This is a genomic window from Micromonospora vulcania (genome assembly GCF_042658605.1).
GTDB classification, from domain to species: domain Bacteria; phylum Actinomycetota; class Actinomycetes; order Mycobacteriales; family Micromonosporaceae; genus Micromonospora; species Micromonospora vulcania.
The window spans coordinates 99,516-126,115 of the sequence record NZ_JBHSQS010000010.1; the positions used below are offsets into that span (position 1 = coordinate 99,516).

Annotated in this window: 25 protein-coding genes; 13 read left to right on the forward strand and 12 right to left on the reverse strand. The window is 72.4% G+C overall.

Going from position 1 to position 26,600, the window contains the following annotated elements:
- Positions 1–11 precede the first annotated feature (11 nt).
- Positions 12–2,573, reverse strand: coding sequence for an FtsK/SpoIIIE domain-containing protein (locus tag ACFQGL_RS18340; RefSeq protein ID WP_377513320.1), 2,562 nt, complete (start codon positions 2,571–2,573; stop codon positions 12–14).
- Positions 2,574–2,767: 194 nt separating this feature from the next.
- On the opposite strand from ACFQGL_RS18340, the gene ACFQGL_RS18345 reads away from it, so the two are divergent.
- The gene (locus ACFQGL_RS18345; RefSeq protein WP_377513547.1) at positions 2,768–3,325 is read left to right on the forward strand and encodes a hypothetical protein; all 558 of its coding nucleotides are present in this window, start codon (positions 2,768–2,770) and stop codon (positions 3,323–3,325) included.
- 3 nt (positions 3,326–3,328) lie between these two features.
- Here ACFQGL_RS18345 and ACFQGL_RS18350 read toward each other — a convergent pair whose 3' ends face one another.
- From ACFQGL_RS18350 to ACFQGL_RS18380, 7 genes are read right to left on the reverse strand one after another with little or no spacing between them, the layout of a single operon-like run.
- Positions 3,329–3,928: a hypothetical protein gene (locus ACFQGL_RS18350; RefSeq protein ID WP_377513322.1), complete on the reverse strand. Its 600-nt coding sequence runs from the start codon at positions 3,926–3,928 to the stop codon at positions 3,329–3,331.
- Between the two features lie 13 nt (positions 3,929–3,941).
- Entirely contained in the window at positions 3,942–5,114 is a 1,173-nt protein-coding gene (locus tag ACFQGL_RS18355) for a M23 family metallopeptidase (protein ID WP_417565877.1), read from the reverse strand.
- The gene (locus ACFQGL_RS18360; protein WP_377513326.1) at positions 5,111–5,668 is read right to left on the reverse strand and encodes a hypothetical protein; all 558 of its coding nucleotides are present in this window, start codon (positions 5,666–5,668) and stop codon (positions 5,111–5,113) included. The genes ACFQGL_RS18355 and ACFQGL_RS18360 overlap by 4 nt, the downstream gene beginning before the upstream one ends.
- Complete coding sequence (locus ACFQGL_RS18365; protein ID WP_377513328.1) at positions 5,665–7,614, reverse strand: MFS transporter; 1,950 nt, start codon at positions 7,612–7,614, stop codon at positions 5,665–5,667. The genes ACFQGL_RS18360 and ACFQGL_RS18365 overlap by 4 nt, the downstream gene beginning before the upstream one ends.
- A gap of 1 nt (position 7,615) precedes the next feature.
- Entirely contained in the window at positions 7,616–11,014 is a 3,399-nt protein-coding gene (locus ACFQGL_RS18370; protein ID WP_377513330.1) for an ATP-binding protein, read from the reverse strand.
- A 49-nt stretch (positions 11,015–11,063) separates the two neighbouring features.
- Complete coding sequence (locus tag ACFQGL_RS18375) at positions 11,064–11,426, reverse strand: hypothetical protein (protein WP_377513332.1); 363 nt, start codon at positions 11,424–11,426, stop codon at positions 11,064–11,066.
- Between the two features lie 13 nt (positions 11,427–11,439).
- Entirely contained in the window at positions 11,440–11,754 is a 315-nt protein-coding gene (locus tag ACFQGL_RS18380; protein WP_377513334.1) for a hypothetical protein, read from the reverse strand.
- A gap of 356 nt (positions 11,755–12,110) precedes the next feature.
- On the opposite strand from ACFQGL_RS18380, the gene folP reads away from it, so the two are divergent.
- The 7 genes from folP to ACFQGL_RS18415 all read left to right on the forward strand — a co-directional run bounded on the left by folP (position 12,111) and on the right by ACFQGL_RS18415 (position 16,677).
- Positions 12,111–12,977 (forward strand): dihydropteroate synthase, encoded by an 867-nt coding sequence (folP, locus tag ACFQGL_RS18385; RefSeq protein WP_377513336.1) that lies wholly within the window; start codon positions 12,111–12,113, stop codon positions 12,975–12,977.
- Complete coding sequence (folB, locus tag ACFQGL_RS18390) at positions 12,977–13,342, forward strand: dihydroneopterin aldolase (protein WP_377513338.1); 366 nt, start codon at positions 12,977–12,979, stop codon at positions 13,340–13,342. The genes folP and folB overlap by 1 nt, the downstream gene beginning before the upstream one ends.
- The gene (folK, locus tag ACFQGL_RS18395) at positions 13,339–13,866 is read left to right on the forward strand and encodes a 2-amino-4-hydroxy-6-hydroxymethyldihydropteridine diphosphokinase (protein WP_377513340.1); all 528 of its coding nucleotides are present in this window, start codon (positions 13,339–13,341) and stop codon (positions 13,864–13,866) included. The genes folB and folK overlap by 4 nt, the downstream gene beginning before the upstream one ends.
- A gap of 19 nt (positions 13,867–13,885) precedes the next feature.
- Entirely contained in the window at positions 13,886–14,425 is a 540-nt protein-coding gene (locus tag ACFQGL_RS18400; RefSeq protein ID WP_377513342.1) for a DUF3180 domain-containing protein, read from the forward strand.
- 118 nt (positions 14,426–14,543) lie between these two features.
- Positions 14,544–15,758, forward strand: coding sequence for an ABC transporter permease (locus ACFQGL_RS18405; protein WP_377513344.1), 1,215 nt, complete (start codon positions 14,544–14,546; stop codon positions 15,756–15,758).
- Between the two features lie 53 nt (positions 15,759–15,811).
- Positions 15,812–16,120, forward strand: coding sequence for a hypothetical protein (locus ACFQGL_RS18410; RefSeq protein WP_377513346.1), 309 nt, complete (start codon positions 15,812–15,814; stop codon positions 16,118–16,120).
- Between the two features lie 53 nt (positions 16,121–16,173).
- A complete protein-coding gene (locus ACFQGL_RS18415) occupies positions 16,174–16,677 on the forward strand; it encodes a hypothetical protein (RefSeq protein WP_377513348.1) in 504 nt (167 codons plus the stop codon).
- 42 nt (positions 16,678–16,719) lie between these two features.
- On the opposite strand, the gene ACFQGL_RS18420 is transcribed toward ACFQGL_RS18415, so the two are convergent.
- Positions 16,720–17,724 carry an ABC transporter ATP-binding protein gene (locus tag ACFQGL_RS18420; RefSeq protein WP_377513350.1) on the reverse strand — a complete coding sequence of 335 codons (1,005 nt, stop codon included), beginning with the start codon at positions 17,722–17,724 and terminating at the stop codon, positions 16,720–16,722.
- A gap of 2 nt (positions 17,725–17,726) precedes the next feature.
- Here ACFQGL_RS18420 and ACFQGL_RS18425 point away from each other — a divergent pair, with 2 nt between their 5' ends.
- The 3 genes from ACFQGL_RS18425 to ACFQGL_RS18435 all read left to right on the forward strand — a co-directional run bounded on the left by ACFQGL_RS18425 (position 17,727) and on the right by ACFQGL_RS18435 (position 20,380).
- Positions 17,727–18,413 (forward strand): ABC transporter permease, encoded by a 687-nt coding sequence (locus ACFQGL_RS18425; protein ID WP_377513352.1) that lies wholly within the window; start codon positions 17,727–17,729, stop codon positions 18,411–18,413.
- A complete protein-coding gene (locus ACFQGL_RS18430; RefSeq protein ID WP_377513354.1) occupies positions 18,410–19,147 on the forward strand; it encodes an ABC transporter permease in 738 nt (245 codons plus the stop codon). The genes ACFQGL_RS18425 and ACFQGL_RS18430 overlap by 4 nt, the downstream gene beginning before the upstream one ends.
- A 228-nt stretch (positions 19,148–19,375) precedes the next feature.
- Positions 19,376–20,380 (forward strand): glycine betaine ABC transporter substrate-binding protein, encoded by a 1,005-nt coding sequence (locus ACFQGL_RS18435; RefSeq protein ID WP_377513356.1) that lies wholly within the window; start codon positions 19,376–19,378, stop codon positions 20,378–20,380.
- Between the two features lie 60 nt (positions 20,381–20,440).
- Here ACFQGL_RS18435 and ACFQGL_RS18440 read toward each other — a convergent pair whose 3' ends face one another.
- Positions 20,441–20,800, reverse strand: a complete 360-nt coding sequence (locus ACFQGL_RS18440) for a hypothetical protein (protein ID WP_377513358.1) — start codon at positions 20,798–20,800, stop codon at positions 20,441–20,443.
- Positions 20,801–20,958: 158 nt separating this feature from the next.
- Between ACFQGL_RS18440 and ACFQGL_RS18445 the strand changes: the two genes are divergently transcribed.
- Positions 20,959–22,731, forward strand: a complete 1,773-nt coding sequence (locus ACFQGL_RS18445; protein ID WP_377513360.1) for a hypothetical protein — start codon at positions 20,959–20,961, stop codon at positions 22,729–22,731.
- Positions 22,732–22,785: 54 nt separating this feature from the next.
- Here the strand turns inward: ACFQGL_RS18445 and ACFQGL_RS18450 are convergent, their stop codons facing one another.
- The gene (locus tag ACFQGL_RS18450) at positions 22,786–23,973 is read right to left on the reverse strand and encodes an NADH-quinone oxidoreductase subunit D (RefSeq protein WP_377513362.1); all 1,188 of its coding nucleotides are present in this window, start codon (positions 23,971–23,973) and stop codon (positions 22,786–22,788) included.
- Positions 23,970–25,112: an SAM-dependent methyltransferase gene (locus ACFQGL_RS18455; RefSeq protein WP_377513364.1), complete on the reverse strand. Its 1,143-nt coding sequence runs from the start codon at positions 25,110–25,112 to the stop codon at positions 23,970–23,972. Before ACFQGL_RS18455 ends, ACFQGL_RS18450 begins: the two co-directional genes overlap by 4 nt.
- A 54-nt stretch (positions 25,113–25,166) precedes the next feature.
- Here ACFQGL_RS18455 and ACFQGL_RS18460 point away from each other — a divergent pair, with 54 nt between their 5' ends.
- Positions 25,167–26,453 (forward strand): phytase, encoded by a 1,287-nt coding sequence (locus ACFQGL_RS18460; protein ID WP_377513367.1) that lies wholly within the window; start codon positions 25,167–25,169, stop codon positions 26,451–26,453.
- The last annotated feature ends 147 nt before the right edge of the window (positions 26,454–26,600 follow it).

Sequence of the window (26,600 nt, forward strand, 5' to 3'; positions counted from 1 at the left end):
GCACCGCCGGATCACCCAGCCTCGTCCGCGAACGGCACCAGGACGGTGCCCCGCTCGTCCGGCCCGTCCCAGAGCACCGCCCGGTCGGGGCGTGCCCGCCACTCCACCGGCCGGCCGAAGACCGCGGTGAGCTGCGCGGTCGGCACGTCCAGCACGACCACGGCGGCGAGTTTGTCCACTTCGCCGTCCGGCTCGAGCAGCGCGGCGAACGGCGGCACCGCCCGCCACCAGCCCAGCAGGTGCCGACCCGCTGGAGGCCCGTCGCGCAGCAGCGCGCGGAGCCGGTCCGCTGGCAGCTCCCGGGGGCCCGGCCGGTCCAGGCCGAAGGCCACCAGGTAGGTCGGCAGGTCGTCATCCGTGTCCGCGAGCAGCGCCGACAGGTCCACCAGGGCGGCCGGATGCCGGGCCGACAGTTCGGTCGTCAACGCCTCCGCCAAGGGCCGGGCGCCCGGGTCCGGTGCCGCCACCAGGAACCGGGCGCTGCCCGGCGGATGATGGCCTGCGGTGCTCCGGGCCGCCGTCGCCAGCAGTCCGCCCGCCGCCGGGCTCGATCCCAACACCGCGAGGTTGCGTCCGGCCGCCGGCCCCAGTGGTACGGCGACCGTCGAGCGCACCACGTCCACCGCCCGGCCGAGAAGCGCGGCCGGCCCGTGCGCCTGGCCGGCCAGCGCCGCCCGGTGTCGCGGATCGTTACCCAGCACCGGCCGGGCATACCCGGCGAAGACCACCGGTGCCACCGAGCCGGCCGGCCGGGCCGCCCACAACTCGTGCCGCAACTGCTCCACGGCCTCCGGATGATCCTGCGGGTCCGGGTGGCGGACCAGCCGCTCGTGACCGCGGATCGCACCCCGAGGACCACCGAGACCACCGGCGGTGTTCACCACCGCACTGCCCACCGGCAGGCCGGCCGCCGAGTCGTTGGTCGGCTCCAGCACCGGGCTGCCGCCCGGCAACGCCACCCGCACCGGGAACTGCCCGAGCACCGAATCCCGGTGTCCTGCGTCCGCCCGGGCACTCAACCCCAGCTCGCCCGCGCCGGCCAGCACCAGGTGCACGCCGTACGCCCGTCCGGTGCGAGCCAGCCCGTCCAGCTGTACGGCCACCTCGGCGGCCAGTCGGTCCCGCTCGGCGAAGAGCAGCGGCAGATTCTCCAACACGCAGACGATCCGGGGCAGCGTCCGGTGCTGGCGCAGCTCCGCGAAACGTTGCCCGCCGGCCCGCGCCGCCGCGTCCGCCCGGCGCTGCACCTCGGCGGTCAACTGGTCGAGCAGGTCCCGCACGTACTCCCGGTCCGCCGCCATCGCGGCGGCCCGCACCTGCGGAATCCAGGACCGGTCCCGTTCGGTCTGGAGGAACTCCACGAAGGACTCGCCGTCGCCGAGATCCACCAGGTAGAGCGTGAGATCCTCCGGCCCGTACCGGGCCACCAGCCCGAGCAGCGCCGTGGTCAGGAACGCCGCGCGGCCCGCCCCCGACCGGCCGCTCACCAGCCAGTGCGGGGTCAGCTCGGTGAAGCCCAGCGGCACCGGCCGGCCCCCGGCGTCACCGACCGTGGTCGTCAAACCATCCGCCGAATCTGACTCCCAGAGCTGCTCACCCGTCGCCGGCAACAGATCCGCCAAGGCCAGTCGGGAACCCGCCTCCACCTGCGCCGCCAGCCGTCGGCAGACCGCGTCGACCAGCTCGGCTGGCGGGTCGGCCTCGACAAAGACCGGCGAGTTCAGCCCACCCGGCGGATCGACGCCCGGGCCGCCGAAGGACGACCCGGGCGGATCACCGAGCAGCGCGTACGCGTTGCGCAACACCAGCGGTGTGGCGTGTGGCAGCGGGGCACGGGCCGCGTACGGGCCGGCGGGTGGCCAGCCGGCGACCACCAGGTGCAGCCCGGCGATCGGCCCCTGCTCGGCCAGCGCCTCGATTCGTGCCAGATCGGTCGGGCCGGTCAGGTCCGGCAGTGCGGCGACCACCAGCAGCAGGGTCCGGTCGTGTCGGCGTCGCCCGCTGGCCCCCGGGGTGATCCACTGCTCCGCCTCGGTCAACACCGCGCGCAGACCCGCCACGTCCACGGCCGGAGGGGGGAGTAGACCGGCGTCGGCCAGCGCACCGAACGGAGTGAGCACGGCACCCGTGGCGTCCACCGCCCGCACCAGCAGCGCACCCGCCGGCGCCGCGCCCAACGACCGCAGCAGCACGGCGCGGAGCAGCCCGGCCACCCGCGGCTCCCGGGCATCGGCGTCCACGCTCAGATGCCCCGTACCGACCAGCGGCACCAGCGCGGGGAAGCGGGCGTCGTCCAACGGTGCCGCCGTACCGACCCGGACGAACAGTGGTGGGCCGTCGCCAGCGGGAGTGTCCACCGTGAGTGTGTCGAGGGCAGCCCCCGACCAGCCCGGAGCGAGCCGCGCGGCGACCACACGCAGCCGGTCGGCCACCTCGTACTGACGGCGCTGATCGGCCGGGGCCGGTCGGGTCTCGTCGAGGATGCCGGCGGCGGCGGTCGCGACGGCCGCAGCCCGGCGGTGCAGGGTCGCGGCGCGGTTCGTACGTGCCTTCGGACCGGCCACCGCATTCACCCCCTCTGCCCGAGGTTGGCAACCCCTCCCAAGCAGAGACGGTATCCCAGCCGGGACCACACCTCCGGGAGGTGCCACGGCGGTGCGCCGGTGTTGTCGGGGATCTCACCGGTCGGGAGGGGTCCGTCACGATCCGCTGGATCTGAGGCATTGGCTCCGGGGCGTCCAGCCGATAGCTTCAGGGGGTGGAATCAGTGCAGCCCCCCGCCGGTTCCCAGGTGTCCCGCGTACCGGCCCAACGGACGCCGTCCGAGCAACTGCTGCCGACCCCGGTAACGCCGGCGCCGCAGCCGCCGCGTCGCCGGATGCGGACCGTGCTCACGGTGGTCGCCGGGGTGCTCGCCGTCCTCTGCCTGGGCGGGGTCGCCGCCGGCTATGTGCTGTACGACCGCGCGTCCGCACCGGACCGCAGCGCACCCGACGTGGTCGTGGACAACTACCTGCGCGCGTTCCTCGTGGATCGCAACGACACGAGAGCCAAATTCTTCACCTGCGAAGGCGGCACGCAGTTGGATGCGCTCGTCACGTTCCGTACCGACCTCCTTGCACGCGAAGAGCAACTCGGTGTCACGATTCTGGTCTCGTGGGGAAGCCTTGACGTGAAAGATCAGGGCGATGCCGCCTCCGTCGTTACCGGCATCCGGCGCAGCGCCACGGTCGGTCAGACGCAGCAAAGTCTGACGGACACGTGGCAATTCAATGTCAAGAAGCAGGAAGGCTGGCGGGTCTGCGGTGCCGTCAAGATAAGTTGAGCGTCACTCGATCCAGAGCAGGTGGACCGGAACCTCCAGGGTGGTGGGTGGCTGGCCACGCCAGGCCCAGCGGTACCACTCCACCTCGGGCGTGATGCGGACGCAGATGTCTCCCTCGGCACCCGAATAGGTCTCGGTGACCGCGCGGAGATCGCGGTGTTCCACCGAGCCTTCGACATGCACCACGCGGCGCCCGGTCACCGCGTCCGCCTCGAAGACCGGCGTGGGGGCCCGATGGGCCGGACCGTCCAGCGAGACCAGCCGGATGCCGGTCTCCCGGGTGCCGTCCGGCACCGGCCGGTCGCCGAGCGTCTCCACCCAGACCCGCTCCACCGGCATCAGCGGCGCGAACACCTCGACCTGGTCGGCCTCGGCCCGGTACCACTCGTGCTCGGGGATCACCGGTACGTAGGTACGGGCCCCCTGGACGACTCGGTCGTCCGCCCGTAGGTCGCCCCGCCAGCCCAGCCCCGGTAGCCCGACCAGCACCCGTCGCCCGCGAAGCTCCACCCGGTCGGTGGCGGGCACGATCGACAGCGGTCGGGGCGGCCGAGGCGCCCAGTCGGGTTGATCGGCGAACGGGTCCGGCAACGGTCCGGTCATGCCTGTGTTGGCCTCACGCGGTGCCGCGCAGCGGGGCACCCCGCTCGCGCATGAACGGGATCGGGTCGACCGCACCGCGGCTGGACCGGTCGTTGCGCAGGTGCACCTCGAAGTGCAGGTGTGGGCCGGAGGAGTTGCCGCTGCTGCCGACCTGCCCGATCACCTCGCCGGCCGGCACGATCTGGTCGGGAGCCACCCGTGGGCGGACCACCATGTGGCAGTACCGGGTGATGTAGCCGCCGGCGTGCAGCAGGTCGACGAACCAACCGCAGCCGCCCTTACCCGGGTACCCGTCCACGTCGCAGTCCCGCCGGCCCCGGTTGTCCGGATCGCAGCGGGCGACCAGCACCCGGCCGGCCGCCGCGGCACGGATCTCGGTGCCTTTGCCCGCACCGATGTCGACGCCGTTGTGGCTGGGCCGATCGGAGGTGCGGAAGCCGGAGCCGACATCGCCCGGGATCGGGGCGGTCCAGCCGGAGGCGGCGATCTGGCCGCGCTCGGCCGCGTCGCAGATCGCCTTCCCGTTGATCTCGATGGTGCGGGCCGCGCCGCCAGCCAGCGCGTCGACGATCCGGCTGGCCAGATCCTCATGCTTGGCGTAGGCGTCCGGGTAGGCGCTGACCTGGACCTGCTGCGCGACCACGGTCAGCGGCCGGCGTTGCCAACTCCGGACCTTGACGAGCTTCTCGTAGAACTTGCGGGCTGTGTAGGCGGGGGTCATCCGCTCGGCGACCGTGCCCCACCCCGGCCGCTGCTGAAACAGGCCCAGCGAGTCGTGGTCGGCGCCGACGCCCTCGTGAGGGAGCGCCAGGGATTCCGGCACGTCGCTGTTGGCCAGGTTACGGAGTGCGGACTCCTGCATGGCGGTGGCCAGGGCGATCACCCAGCCCCGGGACGGCACCCCCAGGTCCTGACCGACCTTGATGATGATCGCGGCGTTGCGGATCTGCCCGTCGCCGTACTCGGTGAACCGAGGCAGCTCACCAGCGATGTCTACCGGACGGACCGGGCCGCAACCCCAGCCGGCCATGGTGTCCCCGTTCTCCGCGTCGCCGCCGAGGCCGCTGAGGAAGAAGGCCGCGGTGCCGCCGGTGCAACAGAGCAGGAGCAGTACCCCGGTGAGCACCGCGGCGATCACGCCGACCCGCGCCGGCCGGCGGAAGAAGCCGCCCCGGCCGGCGGTCACGGCCGCTCCCAATCGACCACGTCGACCAGCCATCCGCCCTCTGCGGCGACCAGTTCCAGCCGGAGCCGCCCGGTGTCCAGGGGCAGCGAAACCTCGACGAACGTCTCGGTACGCGACCGTACGGCCTGCGGGCCGGTGACCTCCTCGGCCGGCACGCCACCAGGGTCAGCGCCCGCCAGTTTCTCGGTGAGCGCCGGCGTGGACAACGGCCGCAGGTCGGCGTGCCACTGCTCGGCAGTGATGTCGGGGCCGCCCAGCCAGGCCGCGGCGAACCGGTCGGCGGTCTGCTCGGGGGTGCGGTCACCGGGCCGGGTGACCGGCGACGGCGGAGCCTCGGTCGAGATCGCGCCATCGTCGCCGGCCGTCGGGTCCACGGTGGTGATCGGTCGGTTGGGCCGGTTGCTCAGTCCGTCCGCCGGATCGGCCGGGTCGGCGACCAGCCGGGCTGCCCCGAGCACACCGAGGACGAGCACCGCGATCACCAGCGCCACCCCCAGTCGGGACCGCAGCGCCCGGGTGACAAGGAACTCCAGGGCCCGTCGCATCACCGTCACCGCGCCTCTGAGCGCACCCGGGGTCCGGTGCGGTCCGGGGCACGTTCGGTCGAGCCCGGTCGGTAGACCACGAACGACGGGTTCTCGGCCGGCACGTCCGGCTCGGTCCAGGTGGCCGGCTGCCGCCGGCGCGGCTGTGGCGGGACGGAACGGCCTCGGCCGCCGGGCGTCTCCGTCGGTGCCTCGTCGGCGCGCTCCCGACCGTCCGGGCGCCCGGCACCGGTGCGCGGGCTGTCAGTCGGGGCGCTCGGTGTCGTGACCGGATCCTCCCGTCGGGCCTCTGGACGCAGCCTGGTCTGCTCGGCGACCGGCGACCGGCGGCGTCCGCCCACCGGTTCCGCCGTGCCGCCGGGCTCCGCCACGTCCAGCCGCGCCGCAGTCCGCATGTCGCGGAAGAACCGGCGGTGCCAGGAGCCGGCCGAGCTGACGGCCTCGCTGCTGTCCTTGCCGCCGAGTTGGGTGATCCGACGGTAGGGCCGCAGTAGTAGCCAGCCCACCACACCGCAGAGCCAGACCAGCACCACCTGGAGCCAACCGGGCAGGGTCGGCGTACTCATGATCAGGTCGACCGCGAACAGGTAGATGGCCGCCCCGGTGCCGAAGATCGCGATGTTGAACACCGCCGCCACGACGGCGTTCGCCAGCCGTCGCAGTCCGGCGCTGGCCGGTCGGAGCAGGCCGACGGTGCCCAGGATGGGTGCCGCGATCACCGCCCACCGGAAGATCAGGAAGCCCAGCAGCACCAGCAACGACGCGGTCAGGTCGAACATCGCGAAGAGCACCGAGGCCAGCACCGCGATGAACCCGGCGCCGACCCGGTCCATGTCCCGCACTCCCTGGAGGTACTCGTACGCCTCTGGGTCCTCGGTCTGGATCTGCTGGGCGACCCGGGCCCACTGCTGCTGCTTGGCCTTGATCGTCGCTTCCCGGGTGGCCGGGTTGGCGCGAAGCTTTTCAGCCTCTTCCCAGGAGAGTGCCTTGGCGTCGTAGAGGGCCGGGCCGTACTTGCGGGCGGTCTCGCTGTCCGCCGAACCCAACACCCCGCGGAGCCAGTTCCGGTAGAGCATGGTCTCGGTCGCGGTGTCACTGGCTCGGACGGCAGGTGTCCGGAGATCTTTGCACCGGTTGGGGTCAATGCACTGGTCTGGCGGCGGCTCCTTCGCTTGCGGACCTACAGCGTCGTGCACCACTCCGAGACTGGTGACTAGGGCACCGTCCGCGATATTCGCCGACTTGACCGGCCAAGCGGCAAGAGCGGTAACCGCGACCATTACCAGCAGCGCCCAGCCCGCAGTGGTCATTGCATTGCTCATGTCTGACTGGCGGGAGCGCCACAGCAGATAGAGCCCAACCACACACAAGGTGACAATGCCGAAGACGCTGAACACCTTCTCGTAGACGGCCTTGGTTGCCGTGTCTACCAGTGGATCAGCCCAGCCCCACATCGAACCGGGGTCCCAGGCGCGCTCCCGGAGGGCGTTCGACGCACCGATGATGGCCGTGGCGACCATGAACTCGCCGTTGGCGACGGTGGTGGTGAACTTGTAATCCGGATGCAGCACGCTCGATGCGCAGCCACCGTCGATGTCGTAGGTGTTATAGCTGTAACCGCCGTAGCCGTAAAGGCTGTATCGGCCAGCTATTCCGTTCGCAGCCTCGGCTGGTGGCGCGGAGGCGAACCAGCCGGCGAGTCCGGAGTCGGGAGTGCCGGGGACCGGGGCGTTACGGCACTTGACCTCGTCCTCGCTGACCTCCTTGAGCTTCGCCACGCAGGCCCGGAAGTCGGCCTGCCACTCCTGGGTCGTGCAGAGGTCGGCGCGGGCCTGGGCTGCCGGTGGGGCGGCGGCAGCAGCCTCCGCGCCGATCAGCGGCCAGGTGACGGTGGCCCCGGCCAGTACGCCGAGGGCGAGCAGGAACGTCGTGATCCGTGCCCGGGCCCTCGCCATGTCACGCCTCCAGATCCGGCAGGGGGATGCTCGGTAGCACTCCGGCCGCCGCTGCGATCGCGGCGGGCGTGGTGTCGAGGTGGTCCAGCAGCCCGTCGACGTACGAGACGTCGACCCGAACCTTCTGCACCCGGCCGTCGACGTCCCGCATCACGAACTCGCGGAAGCCGAGCCGGGCTGCCGAGCTGGTGTCGGCGGCGGAGAGTGAGGCCAGAGTTGCCTCGTACCCGTCGTTGACCGGCACCCGCAGCAGGCGTAGAGCTTCGGAGGCGATCTCGGCGTCCTCGGCGATCCGGCCGACGAAGACGGTGGAGACGAGGTTCTGCACGTCGAGGCCGAGGATGTCGCGGGGGTTCTGTGAGGCGACGAGCGCGGCCAGGTTCCACTTGCGGGAGTCTCGGGCGAGTCGGACCAGGAACGAGCGCCCGGATCGCCACCCCTCCATGAAGTGCGCCTCGTCCAGGCCGACGAGTTTGCGGGAGGACATCGACCCGCCGTAGCAGCGGCGGACGGCGAGCCGGTGCGCGGTGTGCAGCATCGGCAGGGCGAGCGCCTCCTCGGCGGACCAGTACTCGCGTTCGATCTTGAGGTCGGGCAGTCGCAACCCGGCCATGGTGATCACCGTGAGTGCCGCGTCGGCGCCGAGCAGCCCTTCCGGTGGGCGGCCGAAGAAGAGCATGGCGAGGGGCATCTCTGCGGTGTCGAGCAGCAGGTTGGCCAGTTCCTTACCGGCATCGTCGTCGAGTCGCCCGAGGCAGCTGACCACGTCGTCCAGGGTGGAGGTCTCCTCTGCGGGGACCTGGCGGACCGCGTGCCGGAACAGGGTGGCGGTGGACGCCTCCCGGGCCACCTGCGGCGGTACCAGCATCATGCAGATGTCCTGGACCAGCATCCGACGCTCGGCCCGGGCGTTGGAGACCGCGATCTCGAACTCGCGGTCGCCGGAGGCCCCGGCGCCGAACTCACTGCGCAGTGGCGTCGGGATCAGCGAGTACGGGGCCAGCGTGCCGTGCTCCGAGCCGGTCAGGTTCAGCACCCGGGAGTACGGCCGAAGCTCGGGCATCGCGCAGAGTCGCGCCAGCGGCCCCGACGGGTCGAGGAGGGTCACCTGGACGCCCCGCCGGGCGGCCAGGTAGCCCAGCGCGCCGAGGAGGGTCGACTTGCCACCGCCCGGCTCGGCCACGAAGACGGCGAGCCCGGAGCGCTCCCGTACCTCCATGGGGAAGTGCAGGTCGAGGAAGACCGGGCGGCGGCAGGTGCCCGCGGTCCGGCCGATCAGGTCGCCCCGTCGATCGCCCACGTTGGAGGCGGCCTGCGGCAGTGCGGCGGCGAGGAGCGGGACGGGCATCCGGCGGACGTAGCCGGTGTTGGCGATCGGCTCGCCGGGGATGAACTCGCGGGCCAGCCAGTCCTGGTTCTTCGGGTGCTGGAGCGAGATTCGCAGCTCGCGGGAGTAGAGCTGGATGAGCCGGCGGGCCCGCTCCAGGCATTCCTCCCTGGTCCGGCCACCGACCGCGATCCGGTGCCAGCCGTGTGCGCGGGCCGAGTCGACCGGCAGCCCGGTGGTCATCTCGTCGCCGATGACCAGCGCCCGTTTCGCCAGCCGCTCCAGCTCCGGGGGCGCGTCGATGCCGTGCTCGGCGTAGTCGAGCTGCTGCGATCGGATCATCCGCAGTCGGTGTTCGAGATTGCGGAACGAGTCGCCGGAGCCGAGGATGTCGACCCGGGTGGAGATCTCCATGGGCCAGGGCAGCCGCTCGTGGAAGTGCAGCCAGGGCTCGTGCCGTTCGGGGATTTCCAGCGGCTCCATCCGTCCGACGGCGAGGACGGCCACGTGCCGTTCCTCGCCGGTCATCCGGTTGACCAGCTTCACCGTCGAGCCGTACGGGGTGCGGTAGCGCTCGACCTGCTCGGTGAGGGCGAGCAGGTCACCGCGCTCCCAGTGCCCGTCGGTGACCGGGGAGAGCGTGCCGGGCGGTGCCATGCACAGCGCCACCGAGCGGTAGAGCAGCCACTCCAGTTCCTGGGCGGTGACCCGCCGTCCGCGCATGCCGAACGCGCCGAGCACCTCGTCGAACTGCTCGACGGTGCGGCCCAGCTTGCGGCGTTCACCCTCGGCGGTGCCCCGGCCGAAGCTGCGCAGCAACCGTTCGGTGAGCGAGTCGCCGAGCGACCGGCGGGCGAAGGTGACACCCAGGTAGGTCTGGCCCTCGGCGTGGTTGACCGCCATCAGGTGCCGCTGGGCGGCGACCAGGTGGTCGGCCCAGCCGGTGGTGCCGGACACGTCGGGTAGCGGTGCCGGAGTGTGCGCGTCGATGGTGCGCGCCCACTCGTCGGCGGGGAACGGCCGGGTGGTGCGGCGTAGGTGCAGCCGGAAGCCGGCCAGGCCGGCGTACTGCTCCGAGATGGCCGAGAGCAGCGCCTCGCGTTCGGCGTCCGGCCGGAACGCCCAGCGCACCTCGGGCAGCCAGTACCAGGCCGTGACGGTGTTCGGGGTAAAGGTGAGGTGACCGGCGATCTCGGTGATGGCCAGCTCGACCGACGGGTCCCGATCCCCAAATTTGATCTTCGGGGCGCGGACCCGGGTGGGCCGGATCGGACGGTCGGGTCGGCTCGCGGCGCGTTGCCGGGGTGCGGCGACCTCCCGACCCGAGGAGTCGGCAGCAAGCGGTGTCGGCTGAGAACCGGCTCGGCGCGGTGCCCGCTCCAGGGCCGGACGGTCAGTGCGCGGTGGATCCGCAGGGGCCGCCGACCGGCCCGTAGGCGTGGCCGTCGGACGACCGACCGGAGCGGTGCCGGCCGATCGGGCGGCCGGACCGGGCGACGGGGCGGTGCCCTCTGCCGTCGGGCCGGGCCCGCTCGCTGGATGGATCATCGGCAGCCGGTCGCCGGCCTGGTGCGGCACCCGGGACTCGCCGGTCGGGTGGCCGCCGCCCCGTCGTGGCTCGACGGAACGTCCGCCGCCGGTGGGCTCGTCGGCGGGCGACCACGGTGGTTCCAACTCGGGTGCCCGGTCGGGCAGCCGGTGGGCGGGCAGGGCCGGCGCCGGCCCGGCGGCGGGTGGTTGCGGTGGGGCCGGCGGCTGTTCCTGGGTGCCCGGGCCGGCCGACACGGCCCGAGCCGAGCCGGGCCGGGACGCGCCGAAGAGGTCGAGGAAGGGGGAGTCGATGTCGGGGTTCTCGCCGGCCGTGACCGCGCTGGGCTCGGCGTGCGGCGTGCGGCGGGGCACCGGGCGGGGAGCCTGGAAGACACCGACCGCGCCGTGCCCCGGTGAGGTCACCAGCGCGGGATCGAGCGCCACCTCGTCCTCGTCTTCGGTGTAGTCGAACGACTGCGCACGGTGACCAGCCGGCACGCCTGGGCGGCCGGCCGGGGACCCCGGCGTGGAGGAGCGACTCATGCGACCGCCTCACCCGCATCGTGCGACGGACCGATCGGCGTACGCCCGGTCATGCCAGCTCCTCCCGGATCCTGATCCGACTGCCGACCAGGCGCGGGTCGCGCAGCTCGACCGCCGGCTCCCGGGTGCGTCGCCAGTCGGTCAGCGCGGTGCGGATGACCACTCGCGCAGGCCGGTCCGGGTCGACGTGCCGGAAGATGAACGACGTGGTCACGATGGCGAGTGCGATCTCCCAGGCGGGGAACAGCTCGACCGTCAGCGTGAACAGCCAGTGGATGAACATGTAGAGGGGGACGAGCAACATGAAGAGCCCGTACTGGGCGTACGGCAGGTGGACCGGAAGGGTGTAGCCGGGCGGCCCGAGGTAGACCAGGCGGGCCCGGTAGATGTCGTCGTCAGTGCGCAGCCGCATCTGGTGATCGCGCCTATTCGAAGATGAGGTCGATCAGGTAATCGCCGACGAAGAAGAGTGTGGCCGCCCCGGCGATGAAGGCCAGCCCGACGATGGCGATCGCTGAACTGGTCAGCACCTTGGAGATTTCGCCCCGGCTGGCGCGGCCGATGAAGATGACGCCCAGGACGGCGAGCAGGATCGGCGCGATCTTGCTGGCGAAGAAGGTGACCACACTGTTGGTGTCGATCCCCTTCGGTGCCGGCTCGGCGAGCGGAGCCGACGCCAGGGTGGAGAGCGCGTGGCCGACGCCGGACGACGCCGTCTCCATGAGCTCGAAGGCGATCACTGGAACCTCCCCATATCGCGGCCGGCGGTGCCGCGGCGGCGCAGTAGGCAAGCCTGGCGGGAAATGTGCTCACAGGGCGCAGCGTTCTCGACCCTGTGTTCGTTACTCACCACGGAGCGTGGTGAGCTTTGGGCGGTTTTTCCCCGCTTCGGCCCTCCCTCCAGGCTTCGCCATCTCGATGCTGGCCAATTCCAAAGCGTACGGCCCGGCCCGGATTGCGACAAGCCGCGAACGGGCTGCCCGATCGTGCCCGGATGACCGATCGTACACCTGTTCCAATTGGCACGTCAGGTGTGGTGGCGTGAGGGTCGACCCGGGTCGGTGGGTGCCGCCGTAGCGACCGGTACCGTCTAGTCGTGACCGATCTGGTACGGGCTCCGGGCCCGGTGGTGATGGGCGTCCTCAACGTCACGCCGGACTCCTTCTCCGACGGCGGACGGTACGCCGACCTCGACGCCGCCGTCGGACACGGCGTCCGTCTGCGCGATGCCGGGGCGCACCTGGTCGACGTCGGCGGGGAGTCGACCCGTCCGGGTGCCGAGCGGATCGACGCCGCGACCGAGGCCGCCCGGGTACTGCCGGTCATTCGCGAGCTGACCGCCGCCGGAGTGCCGGTCAGCATCGACACCTCCCGCGCACGGGTCGCCGAGGCCGCGCTCGGCGCGGGCGCGACGGTGGTCAACGACGTCTCCGGCGGGCTGGCCGACCCCGACATGGCCCGGGTGGTCCGCGACGCCGGCTGCCCCTGGGTGCTGATGCACTGGCGCGGTCACTCCCGCCAGATGCGCGACCTGGCCAGCTACACCGACGTGGTGGTCGAGGTCCGGGCCGAGCTGGCCCAGCGGATCGACGCGGCACTGGCCTCGGGTGTGGCCCCCGACCGTATCGTCATCGACCCCGGCCTCGGCTTCGCCAAGACCGCCGCGCACAACTGGGAACTCAGCGCCCGCCTGCCGGAACTGCTGGATCTCGGGTACCCGCTGCTCTTCGGGGCCAGCCGGAAGTCCTACCTCGGGCGGCTGCTCGCCGGGCCGGACGGCACGCCGCGGACGACGACGCAGCGGGAGGCGGCCACCGTCGCCACCAGCGTGCTGGCCGTCGCGGCGGGCGCCTGGGGCGTACGCGTACACGACGTGCGGGCCACCGCCGACGCGCTCGCCGTCTGGGCCGCCACCGGTGGCCCGCGCCTGGTCCCGGCGCACGCCGTCCGAGGGGAGAACTGATGACCGACCGGATCCAGCTCACCGGCCTGCGGGCTCACGGGCGGCACGGTGTGTACGACTTCGAGCGCGCCCAGGGGCAGGATTTCGTGGTCGACGCCGTCCTGGAGATTGACCTCGCCCCCGCCGCCGCCAGTGATGACGTCACCACCACCGTCCACTACGGCGAGTTGGCCGAACGCCTGGTCGCGGTGGTCACCGGCGAGCCGGTGAACCTGATCGAGACCCTCGCGGACCGACTGCTCGGGGTCTGTCTGGCCGACGACCGGGTCACCACCGCCACGGTCACCGTGCACAAGCCGGACGCGCCGGTGCCGCACACCTTCACCGATGTGGCCGTCACCATGACCAGGACGCGCGCCCGATGACCCGGGCGGTGCTCTCGCTCGGCAGCAACCTGGGTGACCGGCTGGGCAACCTGCGCACGGCGCTCGCCACGCTCGGCGACGCCGTGCTGGTGGTCTCCGGCGTGTACGAGACTCCACCGTGGGGGGACGTCGAGCAGCCCGCGTACCTCAATGCGGTGCTGCTGGTCCAGGACGACGCGGCGGCCCCGCGCGACTGGCTGGAGCGGGCCCGGGCCGCGGAGGCCGCGGCCGGCCGGGTCCGCGACCCGCAGCGGCGGTTCGGGCCACGCACCCTGGACGTGGACGTGATCGCGGTCTGGGGCGACGACGACGAGCCGGTGCTCAGCGACGACCCCGAACTGACCCTGCCGCATCCTCGGGCGCACCTGCGCGCCTTCGTGCTACGGCCGTGGATCGACATCCAGCCCTACGGTCGACTGCCCGGGCACGGCTGGCTGACCGACCTGCTCACTGCCGGCCCGGCGGCGCAGGACGCGCTGGATCTGCGTCCCCGGCCGGAACTGGCGTTAGAGTCGACGGCATGACCGAGCGGAGCCAGCCGGCATGACGCAGGCGAAGTCCCCACCACCGGGTGGTCCGGGCCCGGACCGGTCGCGGATGGGCCCCACCCGGATCTCCAGTCTGGCCGTGTCGGCCCTGGCCGCGGCGGCGGTGGCCTGGCTGCTGATCAGCACCCTCTACTACAGCGGCATTCCCCGGCTGCCCTGGCTGCCCGTGGTGACGCTGGCCGCGCTCGCCGTGCTGGAGGCGTACGCCGCGATCAACACCCGGGGCCGGATCGAACGCAAGCCCGGCCGGGACCCGGTCAACCCGCTGCTGGTCGCCCGGTTCGTCGTGCTGGCCAAGGCGTCGGCACTGGCCGCGTCCATCTTCGCCGGCTTCTACGCTGGGCTCACCGGCTGGCTCTTCGTCGAGACGACCCGGGCCGCCACGCAGGATCGGCCGGCCGCCGGAGGTGGCCTGCTCGCCTCGCTGGCGCTGGTCGGGGCGGCTCTCTGGCTGGAACGCTCCTGCCGGGTGCCGGAGCGTCCGGACGACGAGCGCGAGCCTGACCCGCGGGAGAGCCGTCCCGGTCAGCGCTGACCAGGGGGTTACGCCCGGCACCGGGCGCGGGTACGGTGCCTGCGATCGGAGAGCAACGGCCGCCCCGGTCCGTCCGTGTGCCGGATCGGGAACGGCCGGCCAGCGGGGAGGCGGCGTCATGGGGTACGAAGAAGCGGGCCGGGACCGATCAGTCGAGCCCTCGCCCGAAGTGCCCGCCGCCGTACTGCAGAACGTCTTCGACGACCCCACCCACGGTGAGCCCGGTCGGGACCGCATCGGGGTGCACGTCGGGTGGGAGATTCTGCTACTGGCCGGTCTGGTCGCCGTGGGCCTGCTGCTCTGGCGGGCCGAGCCGGACATGCTGCGCGGCAACGACCTACGCACGCTCCTGGTCGACCTGGTCGGCCTCGGGCTGCTCGCCCTGGCCGCCGGCCTGAGCCTGCGTACCGCCGCCCCGAACCTCGCCGTCGGACCGATCGCGGTCGCCGCCGCGCTGCACTACGCCGAGCAGGGCGACCGGGGTCTACCGGCGTCCGTCGGCCCGGCCGTCGCGGTCGCCGCAGTGGGCGGGCTGGTGCTGGCGCTGGTCGTGGTGGTGCTGCACGTGCCGGGTTGGGCGGCCAGCCTGGGTGCCGCCGCGGGCGTGGTGGTGTACATCGAACGGCGCTCGGCGCCGGTTCTGGTGCAGGGCGACTACAACCCCCGCCAGACCGCCTCCTATCTCGTCGCCGGCTTCGCGGCGGTGGCGGTCCTGGGCGGGCTGTTCGGTGCGATCCGAGCGATTCGTCGGCTGGCCGGCCGATACCGGCCGGTCGCCGATCCGGCCCGCCGCCGGGGAGCGGTGGCCGCCGTGGTCACCGCGGCCGCACTGGTCGGCTCGACCGTGCTGGCCGCGCTCGCCGGCGTGCTGCTCGCCGCCAACGGTCCCGGGCCGGTCACGCCCAGCACCGGGTTGGACTGGACCGTGCTGGCGATCGGGGTGGCCCTGCTCGGCGGCACCAGCGCGTACGGCCGCCGAGGTGGGGTGTTCGGCACCCTGCTGGCGGTGTGCCTGGTCACCGTCTTCCAGGCGTACGCGCGAGCGCGCGGTTGGACGGTGAGCCACTGGACGGTCGGCGGTGCGGCAGTTGGGGTCGGGCTGCTGGCCACCCGACTGGTCGAGTCGTACGGGCGGCCTCGGCCGGATGGCACCGATCGGTCCGAGCCGGTTGGTGACGGCACGATCAGCGCGGGCTGGACCGTGCCCCGGCCGCAGCCGGCCGACAACTGGCCTCCCTCGCTACCCACGCCGGCCGCACCACAACCGGCCGACCCGTGGCGGGACCCGCGCTGGGACGACAGCCCGCGCCGGTGGGACGCCGATGACCGGTGACCTACGCCGCGTCCACCGAGCCGGAGCTGATCTCGACGGTTAGGCTCGGCGGCATGACCGACACACCTGCCGCCACCCCCGGTGGAACCTCGTTCGAGGAGCTCGACGCGCTGCCCACCGAAGAGCTGCGGGAGCGGGCGTTCGCCCGCGCCCGGGAGCACCGCGACGTGGGGTTCTACTGGTCGGTGCTGCGGCACCTGCCGAACGCGGACGAGGCCGCGGCGCTGGACGGCGCACCGAACTCGGTCGGACCGACGATCGACGAGGCCGCCGCGCTGTGGCGGGAGCTGACCGGTCACGGCTACGAGGAGTCGGCGCCGCTGCTGCGGGCCGCCTTCATCGACTACCTGCTGAAGCACTGAGGCGGTCGGGGCAGCCCAGGTCCGGCCGGCCGGCCGATTCGGGATCTGGGCGGATGATGGCGTTCCTGCACCGCTCCGGCCCGGTCAGCCGGTACGGGACGGCCGCCGGCACGGGTGCGCTCGCCGCACTGCTGCTGGTTGGCATCTGCGGCAGCCCGGCGTACACCGGCTGGGCCGGTGGGCTCGACGACCCGGAGTCGGCCGGCCACTTCTATCTGCGACTGCTGGCGTGGCCGGCCTGGCGGTTGGACGCCGACGGGCAGGCCGGCGGGCTGTTCGCCGCCGACCTGCGGGCTGTCCTGCTGGTGATCCTCGCGGTGGCCCTGCTCTATCTGCTGCCGGCCGCCCAGGTGGCCCGGGTGCCCGGCTCGGTGAGCCAGTTCTTCTCCGGCTGGGCCGCGTACGTGCTGGCCGCCGGACTCGCCGCCGTGCTGGCCGCGCTGTTCGGCCCGGACCCGTCGATGCTGGGCGCGTTGCAGGACGCCAGCGCCGGTGCCGGCTACGGCTTCCTCACCGGCTGGATCATCGGCACCGCCAGCCTCGGCGGCCGAGCCTGACCGTGTTCGGCCGCCGAGCCGGGCCGTGCGTGTTCGGGGTGATTAGTCCGTCGACCGACCGAGGTCGAGCAGGCGCTGCCGGCTGAGCGCGCCCACCGGCCGGCCGGCGTCGGTGACCACGAGTCGGTCCCGTCCCGAGGTGAGCAGTACTGCCAGCGCGTCGTACGCGCTGCCGTCCAGTGGCACGGTGGGCAGGTCCGCTGGAGCGTTCCCGGGCACCGGCTCCAGCGACTCCCGATCCAGTCGGGTCACGGCCAGCCGGCGGATGCCCCGGTCGGCACCCACGAACTCCTGCACGAACGGAGTGGCGGGCGTGCCGAGCAGGGCCGCCGGGGTGTCGTACTGCTCCAGGTGCCCGCCCTCGGAGAGCACCGCGATCCGGTCGCCGAGCCGGACGGCCTCGTCGAGGTCGTGGGTGACCAGCACGATCGTCTTGCGGACCTCGGCCTGGAGGCGCAGGAACTCCTCCTGCAGGCGGGCGCGGACGATCGGGTCGACGGCCGAGAACGGTTCGTCCATCAGCAACACCACCGGGTCGGCGGCGAGAGCGCGAGCCACCCCGACCCGCTGCCGCTGCCCACCCGACAGCTCGTGCGGGTAGCGGCGGCCGAACTCGGCCGGGTCCAGTCCGACAAGTTCGAGCAGCTCGTCGACCCGGGAACGGGTCTGGTCGCGGGACCACCCGAGCAGACCGGGCACGGTGGCCACGTTGGCGCGGACCGTCTGGTGTGGAAAGAGCCCGACGTTCTGGATCACGTAGCCGATCCGGCGGCGCAGCCGCACCGGGTCGACGTCCGTGACGTCCTCGTCGCCGAGCATGATCCGCCCGGCGGTCGGCTCGATCAGCCGGTTGACCATGCGGAGCACGGTCGACTTGCCGCAGCCGGACGGGCCGATCAGCACCACCAGCTCGCCGGGCTTGACCTCCAGGCTGAGATCCCGCACGGCCTCGGTGCCGTTCGGGTAGCGCTTCTGGATGCCCTGCAGGGAGATCGATGCCGCGCGAGGGGATTCGGTCATGCCGGCGGCCTCCGGGGTAACGTCCACGTATGTCCTTCCGCCTGAGCTACCGGGCCGACCCGGGTAACCCCTGGTTCTCCTGGCAGTACGTGCGGGACAACTCTGACACGATCCTCGCCGCGGTGCGCGAACACGCCTCCCTCACCGGGCGGGCGGTGTTGATCGCGGCGCTGATCGCTCTGCCGTTGTCCGTGGCCGCGTACTGGTTCCGCCCACTGGCCGGCCCGATCCTCGGCGTCACAGGTGTGATCTACACCATTCCGTCCCTGGCGCTGTTCGCGTTCATCGCGCCCTACCTGGGCACCGGCACCACCACCGTGCTGGTCGGGTTGGTCCTGTACGCGCTGCTCCTGATCGTTCGCAATGTGGTGGCCGGGCTCAACCAGGTGCCGCCCGAGGTCCGGGAGGCCGCCGAGGGCATGGGCTACGGCCGGTGGGGTCGGCTGTTCCGGATCGACCTGCCCCTGGCGGTCCCGGGCATCCTGACCGGACTGCGGCTGGCCACCGTGTCGACGGTCGCGCTGGTCACCGTGGGGGTGCTGGTCGGGCACGGCGGCCTCGGGCAGTTGATCTTCGCGGGCTTCCAGAACAACCTCTACAAGGCCGAGATCATGACCGGTACGGTGCTCTGCGTGGCGCTCGCCGTCCTGCTGGACCTGCTGCTGGTCCTGGTCGTCCGGCTGCTCACCCCCTGGTCCGCCCGGGGCGCCCGGTGAGCGCCGGCGCGAGCCCCGTACACCAGGCGGTGCTCTGGCTCAACGACCCACTGAACTGGACCAACCCCGGCGGCGTCCTGGACCGGCTCGGCGAGCACCTGGCGATCTCCGCCGCCGCCGTGGTGCTCGGTTGCCTGGTGGCCTGGCCGCTCGGGCTCTGGCTGGGGCACGCCAGGCGGGGCGGCGGCCTGGTGGTGCTGGTGTCCAACGCCACCCTGGCCATCCCCACCCTGGCGCTGCTGACCATCCTGCCGCTGACCTTCCTCGGCTTCGGCCGGACACCGGTGGTGGTGGCCCTGGCCGTCTTCGCCGTACCGCCGCTGCTGGCCAACGCGTACACCGGCGTACGGCAAGCGGACCCGGAGGCTCTCGACGCGGCCCGCGGGATGGGTCTGTCCGGCGGGCAGGTGCTGCGTCGGGTGGAGTTGCCGCTCGCGGTGCCCTACCTGGCCGCCGGTTTCCGGACCGCTGCCGTGCAGGTGATCGCCACCACCGCGCTCGCCTCGTTCGTCAACGGCGGCGGCCTCGGTGAGATCATCCGGACCGGCTTCGGCCTGAGCATCGCGGTCGGCGGTGGTCAGATCGTGGCCGGCGGCGTGCTGGTGGCCGGGCTCGCGCTGCTGGCCGAGGTGGTCCTGAGTGTCGTGGAACGCCTGGTCACGCCCCGTCCGCTGCGCCGCGGCCGGCAGCGCGTGGTGCGACCCCGACCTGCCGACGCCACCGGCCGCGCCTGACCGATCCGGCTCTGCCTCGGTGGGTGACCCGTCCGGGTGAGCCGTCGGTGAACTGCGCTGCTGGCGGCGGTCGGGCGGGTGACGATGCGGTGACGAAGTCCATCTCAAGTTGTCGGTCGGCTGCGGAAGATGTTGGGTGGATATTCGCGGGCGGCCGACAGTCAGGATCGCCCGTCGGACACGCGGCCGGCCCGGGACGGGTCGCGCCGGGACACGGAAGGCGGGCGTATGCGCGCACGTACACGTCTGGCGATCGGCGCCATCGGCGCCGTCGCCGCGGCAGGGTTGCTGACCGGTTGTGGTGACGCCGGCTCGTCCGGCACCGACGCGCCTCAGCAGAGCGCGTCCGGTGCCGGGTGCGCCCCGGTCTCCGGCCAGCAGCTGATCGCCCTGCAGGACGACAAGAAGCTCCAGAACTCCGACAACGTCATTCCCGCGGTCAACAGCAAGGTCGCCAACCCGCAGCTGCTCGCCGCACTCGACAAGGTCTCCGCCACGCTCGACACGCCGAAGCTCATCCTGCTCAACAAGGCCGTCGACACGGACCGTAAGACCCCCAAGGTGGCGGCCGAGGAGTTCGCCACCGCCAACAACCTCACGGCGGGCATCGCCAAGGGCCCGGGCGGCGACATCGTGGTCGGTGCCGGCAACTTCAGCGAGAGCCAGACGCTGGGCGAGCTGTACCGGATCGTGCTCACCGCCGCCGGCTACCAGGTCAAGGTGCAGCAGATCGGCAACCGCGAGCTCTACGAGCCGGCGCTGCAGAAGGGCGAGATCCAGGTCGTCCCGGAGTACGCGGCGACCATGGCCGAGTTCCTCAACACCAAGGTCAACGGTGCCAACGCCACGCCGGTCTCCTCGCCGGATGTGGACAAGACGGTGACCGCGTTGAAGGCCGAGGGCGACAAGGCCGGCATCACCTTCGGTACCCCTGCCGCCGCGCAGGACCAGAACGCCTTCGCGGTCACCCAGGAGTTCGCCGACAAGTACGGCGTGCGGACCCTCTCCGAGCTGGCTGCGAAGTGCTCCGGCAGCGCGACCGTGCTGGGTGGCCCGCCGGAGTGCCAGCAGCGTCCGTTCTGCAAGCCGGGTCTGGAGAAGACGTACGGGCTCTCGGTGGGCTCGTTCTCCTCGCTGGACCAGGGCGGGCCGCTGACCAAGAACGGGCTGCGCACCGGTGCCATCAGCGTGGGTCTGATCTTCTCCTCGGACAGCGCCTTCGCCACCAGCTGAGCCACCTCGTGGCGCGTTGACGACGCCCCCGACCCTCGCCGGGTAGGGGGCGTCGTCGCGTCAGTACGCCCGAGCCCAACCGGTGCAGGCTTCGCCGGAGCACACCCGGTACTGCAACGCGTACGACGAACCGGACGTGTTCTTCTGGCCGCACCCGGACGCGGAGCCGTTCGGATCCCGCACGTTGTCGGTGTAACCGGTGTTGAGCCGGACCTCGGTCACCGCGCCGACACCGTTGGCCCGGTCGTCGCACGCGTAGAGCGTGTAACCGCTGTTGATGACGCCTCCGTGCGCGAAGACGTATTTTCCAATCTTGAGGGTCTGCTCGACTGCCCAGGCCGGTTGGCCGGTCGCCACGACCCCCAGGGCGGCAACCGCCGCCAGCACGGACATTCGCTGCACCGTTCTCGATGCTCGCATCTCCACCTCCATTGATTGCCGAACGTCGATTGCACCACGGACCTGTGGCTTCCTCGAACGAGAAATGCGCATGAACCGATCAATGGCCAGGTCAGAAGTCCGCGAGGGTTGTTCGGGTCCGTTCCCCTGAGCGGCGATCCTCGGTAGGCTGCACATCCATGCCAGCCCCGGTCACTTCCGACGTCCGGCGTCAGTCGCCGCTGCTGACCGTGCTCTTCTGGGCCGGTGTGGGGCTCGCCCCGGTGGCCGCGTTGATCCTGCTGGTCGCCGACGGCAACACGCCGCTGCGTTTCGCGGCCGTGCTCGCCATCACGTCGGTGGTGCTGATCGGCCTCTCCGTCGCGTTGCGGCCGGACGGTGACGGCGACTCCGTGCGCGCCGACGAGCTGCAGGACGAGCTCGAGGAGCTGCGCCGGGAGCTGCGCGGTGAGATCGTGGCGGCCGCGCAGCGCGGCAACCAGGCGATCGACCAGGCGCAGCGGGCACAGGAAGCGGTCGCCGCGGTGCGTCGCCGTCTCGACGCCACCGGTGCCGCCCTGGCCGGCGCTGCCCCCAACCCCGCCGGCGCTGCCCCCGCCCCCGAGCCGGCAGGTGCGGGCCGGGCGCGGGTGCTGGCCGCCGAACCGGTGGACGAGGTTCCGGCTGCCCGCAGCCGGGTGCCGGTGCCCGGCAACGCCCAGGCCGGTCGAGGTCGGGTGCCAGGTCCGCAGGAGCCCGCCGCCCGGTGGGGCCGCTCCGAGCGTGTGGACGATGACGAGCCGGCGTACCCGCGGGTGGCCGCCGGCAACGAGCCGCCGGCCGGCGACAGGCTGTACGGCGCGGATCGACCCGCCGCCTACGGCTCGGCCGCCCGCCCTCGTGAACAGGACCGCCCCGAGCCGACACACCGGCCGGGCGTGGTCCGGCACACCGAGACGGTGCACGTCACGACCCGGCACACGGTGGTGGACGGTGGCTCGGCCGAGCCGGGCGGACGGTACGGCGGCGGGTACGCCGGCCAGTGGACCCCGCCCGCGCAGGAGTGGACCCGAGGCGGCGGCGCGGAAGGACGTTCCCGGCCCACGGACCACTCGTGGGGTGAGCGGGAGGACCGCCCCAGACCCGGGTACGCCGACGACCGCCGCCCCGGTGACGACCGAGCCCGTCCCGTCGATGATCGAGCCCGTCCCGGTGACGACCGTGCCCGGCACGCCGACGACCGATCCTGGGGCGGGCAGCCCGTGGCCCGGGACGAACCCGCCTGGACCGGAGCGCAGGGGGGACCGGGCAGAAGAGCCGACCGCCACGAGCCCGACCTCGGCGGCGACGAGCCCGGCTGGAGGGCCCGGCACGACGAGCCGGAGTGGACCGATCCGCGCGACGCGTACGCCCAGCGACCGCAGCGCGACGACGGCCGCTGGTCCGAGCAGCGCGAGCCCGAGCGGGCCGCCGCCCCGGAGCCCGGGCCTGCCCTACAGGCCGACGACACCGGCGAGTACTGGTCGCAGTTGCGGGCCGGTGACCGGTGGGCGGCTGTTCGTGACGACGATCATGGCCGTGAGCTGCGGGTCGGTGAGCGCCGGGCCGAGGTGCACGCCGATGCCAGCGGCACCGAATACCGGATGGCCGACCGCTGGGCCTCCGTCCGTCACGAGGAACCCCGCCGTCACGAGGACGCCCGCCGGTACGACGAGCCGAGCCGCCACGACGAGCCGAGCCGCTACGACGAGCGCGATCCGTACCGTCGGGCCGAACCGGACGACCGGCCGGCGCTGCCAGTGGGCGGCGTACCGGTGCCGGACGAGTGGCGCCCGCCGCACCAGCGTGGCCACCAGCCGGAACCCGCCCCGGAGCGGGCCGGCCGACGCCGGGTCGAGGAGCGGTACGGCTACCCGCCGCAGGACGATGCGCCGCGCGCCGGCGGTTCCCCGGTCACCGATCGCTGGCGCTGACCGCCGGCGGTCGCTGCAGCTCGCGGCGAGCGCCTCCGGCCCGGGCCGGCCGGTTCACTTGTCGATGTCCCCGACCACGAAGAACATCGAGCCGAGGATGGCGATCAGATCCGGGACCAGGCACCCCGGGAGCAGGGTGGCCAGCGCCTGCACGTTGGCGTACGAGGCGGTGCGCAGCTTCAACCGCCAGGGCGTCTTCTCGCCGCGCGAGACCAGGTAGTAGCCGTTGATGCCGAGCGGGTTCTCGGTCCAGGCGTAGGTGTGCCCCTCCGGTGCCTTGAGTACCTTGGGCAGCCGCGTGTTGATCGGTCCGGTCAGCCGGTCCACCCGGTCCAGGCACTGCTCGGCGAGGTCCAGCGACGCGTACACCTGGTCGAGCAGCACCTCGAAGCGGGCGTGGCAGTCCCCGGCGGTGCGGGTGACCACCGGTACGTCCAACTGGTCGTAGGCGAGGTAGGGATCGTCGCGGCGCAGGTCCAGGTCGAGCCCGGAGGCCCGGGCCACCGGCCCGGACGCGCCGAACGCGGCGGCGTCGGCGGCCGAGAGCACTCCCACACCCACGGTCCGGGCCAGGAAGATCTCGTTGCGCCGGATGAGATGGTCCAGATCGGGCAGCCGTCGACGTACCTCGCCGATCGCCTCCCGGGCCCGACCGGTCCAGCCGTACGGCACCTCCTCCTTGAGCCCGCCCACCCGGTTGAACATGTAGTGGATCCGCCCGCCGGAGACCTCCTCCAGCACCGCCTGAATGGTCTCCCGTTCCCGGAAGGCGTAGAAGACCGGCGTGATCGCGCCGATCTCCAACGGGTAGGAGCCGAGGAACATCAGGTGGTTGAGCACCCGGTTCAGCTCGGCCAGCGCCATCCGTAGCCAGGTGGCCCGCTCCGGCACCTCCATGCCCATCAGCCGTTCCACCGCGAGCACCACACCCAGCTCGTTGGAGAACGCCGAGAGCCAGTCGTGCCGGTTGGCCAGCACGATGATCTGCCGGTAGTCGCGTACCTCGAAGAGCTTCTCCGCCCCCCGGTGCATGTAGCCGACGATCGGTTCGCAGGCGATGACCCGCTCGCCGTCCAGCACCAGCTTCAGCCGCAGCACGCCGTGCGTGGACGGGTGCTGCGGGCCGATGTTCAGCACCATGTCGGTGCCGAGCTGCTGATCGCCGGTGCCGGCGACCAGGCCGGCCCCGGTGCCGACGGTCAGTTCACGGAGGTCTCCGGCGTCGGTGGTCATGCCCGTCATCGTGCCACGGCCGGACCGAGCGGGACGCCGACCGGTTGGCGCAGCCACCAGTGGCCGCCGAGGCCGGCCGGGTCGGTCAGCTCGGCCACCGCCGACGCGGCGGCCAGCGACCGCACGTACCCGGCCGGGTCGGTTCCGGCCAGGCTCAGCGGCGGTCGGCCACCGTCGGCCCCGAGCGCCCGCAGCGCCTCCCGCTGCAGATCGAGGGAGTACGCACACCGGGCGACCGCCGCACCGGCGGAGGCGACCGAGTCCATGGCCACGTGCGCGGTCACGTCGGCGGTCCCGTCCGGTACCGGAAGCACCTGCCGCCCACCCCGGTACCCGGTCAACGTCCCGTGCACCGGCCGGCTCTCCCTGAGGTGCCCATAGTCGACCGCTACCGCCATTCCGCGCTCGATCTTCCTGATCGCTTCTGCCCACGCTCGGTCCCTGGTTCGGCCGATCTCGACCCGGGGGTGGTCGCTGTGGGGGGTTGCCCGGAAACCCGACCCGGTCTCGCTGGTCGCATCGGGCCAGGTCACGTCACCCGCGTCACGGTTCGAGCGGCCCGTACCGCCTGGGGCTGCGGGCCACCAGGTTGTCAGCCAGTCGAGGTCAGCAGAGTCAACTGGTCCGCCGACTGTCTCCGTACCACTGCTGGGGTCGACCAGTAGGTAGCGCCAGCCGTCTCCGGTGTGTACTGCCACGTCCAGCGGGACGTTGTCCAGCCACTCGGTGGCCAGCAGAACTCCGGTGATCCCATCGGGAATCTCCGACACCCACCCGATCTCGTCAGGTAGGTGTTCGGGGCGAGGTGCCAATTCGACGGCGGTGAACCGCACTCGTTTCGCAAGCGACGGACGAATGGCGAGCGCCGAGGTTTCGTCCCGCACCGCGGACCCGGCGGTGTCTTCCGCGGCTCGAAGCAGACCATGCAGGAGTTCCCCCCGCCCAGCGCCCACATCGACCACGTCGAGTTGAGCAGGGTGGGAGAGAGATGCGTCTACCTTCGTGATCAGGCGTAACAGTGCGGTGGTGAACGCCGGAGAGGCGTGCACGCTGGTCCGGAAGTGATCGGCCGGGCCGGGCCCGGCGACGAAGAAGCCGCCGGGCCCGTAGAGGGCCCGGCTCATCGCGTCCCGCCAAGGGATCGACATCAGTTCACTCCGCGTTCAGGGTGCGTCACCGTGCCGACCCTACGGTCACCGGGTATGAAGCGACTCGTGATCCCCGCTCTGGCGGTCGTACCGCTGCTGCTGGCCGGCGTTCCGGCGAACGCCGCGCCGCGCCCCACCGGGACCGACACCCCGCGTCCGGTCCGGGCGGTGGTCGAGACCCCCTCCCTCTTCGACGACCCGGCCGGCGGGGACGCCGACGCGGACGACCCGGCGATCTGGGTGAACCCGGCCGACCGGGCGGGCAGCCTGGTCATCGCCACCGCGAAGAACGGCGGCCTGCGGGTGTACGACCTGCGGGCCCGCGAGCGTCAGGTGATCGCCACTCCGCCGGCGCCCGGACCAGAGGACGAGGCGGGCCGGTTCAACAACGTGGACCTGGTCGGCGGGTTCCGGCTGGCGGGACGGCGCGCGGATCTGGCGGTGGTCACCGACCGGGGCCGGGACCAGCTGCGCTTCTACCGGATCGACCCGCGCACCCGGCTGTTGAGTGACGTCACCGCGGCGGACGTGCCGTTCGCGTTCAGCGCCGACCAGGCCGAGGTCAACGAGCAGCGCACCGCGTACGGGCTGGGCACCTGGACCGACACCGACGGCAGCGTGTACGCCGTGGTGAGCCGGCGCAGCAGCCCGGAGGTGGGGGTGTTCCGCCTGGTCGAGCGGGCCGGGAAGGTCAGCTACCGGCCGGTGGACCGGCTCACCCTGCCCAGCACGTTCACCCTGCCCAACGGCACCGCCTGGTCGCCGTGCACCGACCCGGGTGACGGGCCGCAGGTGGAGGGGACCGTGGTGGACCCGGACAGCGGGGTGGTGCACCTGGCCCAGGAGAAGGTCGGGCTGTGGCGGACCCGGTTGGTCCACGGGCGGTTCGCCGGTACGCCGGTGTCGGTCGAGCGGGTTCGCGAGTACGGCGTGCCGGCGGCGTACGACGCCGAGGAGGAGGACTGCGTGACCGACTACGCGGCCGACCCCGGCTTCGGTGGTCGGATCGCCCAGGACGTGGAGGGTCTGACCATCTACCGGACCGGGCGGGCGACCGGCACCCTGCTCGTCTCCAGCCAGGGCGACGACACCTTCTACACCTATGACCGGCGCACGGATCGGCCGACCGGCCGGTTCGCGGTGGTCGACGGCCGGGTCGACGGCTCGCAGGAGTGCGACGGCGCGGCGGTGGTCTCCACGCCGCTGCCCGGTTACCCGGGTGGTCTGCTCGTGGTGCACGACGGCCAGAACACCCCGGAGACCCCGGATGAGGACGGCGAGATCCGCCCGGACACCGACTTCAAGTTCCTGGACGCCGGTTTCCTGCGGGCCGGCCGCTGAGCTGTTAGGAAGGGCCCCTTGTACAACCGGAGACGTTAACAAGGTGCCCTTCCTTCGGTGGTGAACGTTTTCACACACCCTGTTTCGGTTCTGTGGCGCGGGCGCATACTTGCGATCGACCGGTACCCCTTCTCGAGGACTGGATCG

Bases quoted from the DNA above. Each gene is read 5' to 3' on its own strand.
- ACFQGL_RS18350 (WP_377513322.1), bottom strand. From the start codon at position 3,928: ATGACCGGACCGTTGCCGGACCCGTTCGCCGATCAACCCGACTGGGCG.
- ACFQGL_RS18365 (WP_377513328.1), bottom strand. From the start codon at position 7,614: ATGGCGAGGGCCCGGGCACGGATCACGACGTTCCTGCTCGCCCTCGGC.
- ACFQGL_RS18370 (WP_377513330.1), bottom strand. From the start codon at position 11,014: ATGAGTCGCTCCTCCACGCCGGGGTCCCCGGCCGGCCGCCCAGGCGTG.
- ACFQGL_RS18375 (WP_377513332.1), bottom strand. From the start codon at position 11,426: ATGCGGCTGCGCACTGACGACGACATCTACCGGGCCCGCCTGGTCTAC.
- folB (WP_377513338.1), top strand. From the start codon at position 12,977: ATGACCGACCGGATCCAGCTCACCGGCCTGCGGGCTCACGGGCGGCAC.
- folK (WP_377513340.1), top strand. From the start codon at position 13,339: ATGACCCGGGCGGTGCTCTCGCTCGGCAGCAACCTGGGTGACCGGCTG.
- ACFQGL_RS18400 (WP_377513342.1), top strand. From the start codon at position 13,886: ATGACGCAGGCGAAGTCCCCACCACCGGGTGGTCCGGGCCCGGACCGG.
- ACFQGL_RS18405 (WP_377513344.1), top strand. From the start codon at position 14,544: ATGGGGTACGAAGAAGCGGGCCGGGACCGATCAGTCGAGCCCTCGCCC.
- ACFQGL_RS18410 (WP_377513346.1), top strand. From the start codon at position 15,812: ATGACCGACACACCTGCCGCCACCCCCGGTGGAACCTCGTTCGAGGAG.
- ACFQGL_RS18415 (WP_377513348.1), top strand. From the start codon at position 16,174: ATGATGGCGTTCCTGCACCGCTCCGGCCCGGTCAGCCGGTACGGGACG.
- ACFQGL_RS18425 (WP_377513352.1), top strand. From the start codon at position 17,727: ATGTCCTTCCGCCTGAGCTACCGGGCCGACCCGGGTAACCCCTGGTTC.
- ACFQGL_RS18435 (WP_377513356.1), top strand. From the start codon at position 19,376: ATGCGCGCACGTACACGTCTGGCGATCGGCGCCATCGGCGCCGTCGCC.
- ACFQGL_RS18440 (WP_377513358.1), bottom strand. From the start codon at position 20,800: ATGCGAGCATCGAGAACGGTGCAGCGAATGTCCGTGCTGGCGGCGGTT.
- ACFQGL_RS18445 (WP_377513360.1), top strand. From the start codon at position 20,959: ATGCCAGCCCCGGTCACTTCCGACGTCCGGCGTCAGTCGCCGCTGCTG.
- ACFQGL_RS18450 (WP_377513362.1), bottom strand. From the start codon at position 23,973: ATGACGGGCATGACCACCGACGCCGGAGACCTCCGTGAACTGACCGTC.
- ACFQGL_RS18455 (WP_377513364.1), bottom strand. From the start codon at position 25,112: ATGTCGATCCCTTGGCGGGACGCGATGAGCCGGGCCCTCTACGGGCCC.
- ACFQGL_RS18460 (WP_377513367.1), top strand. From the start codon at position 25,167: ATGAAGCGACTCGTGATCCCCGCTCTGGCGGTCGTACCGCTGCTGCTG.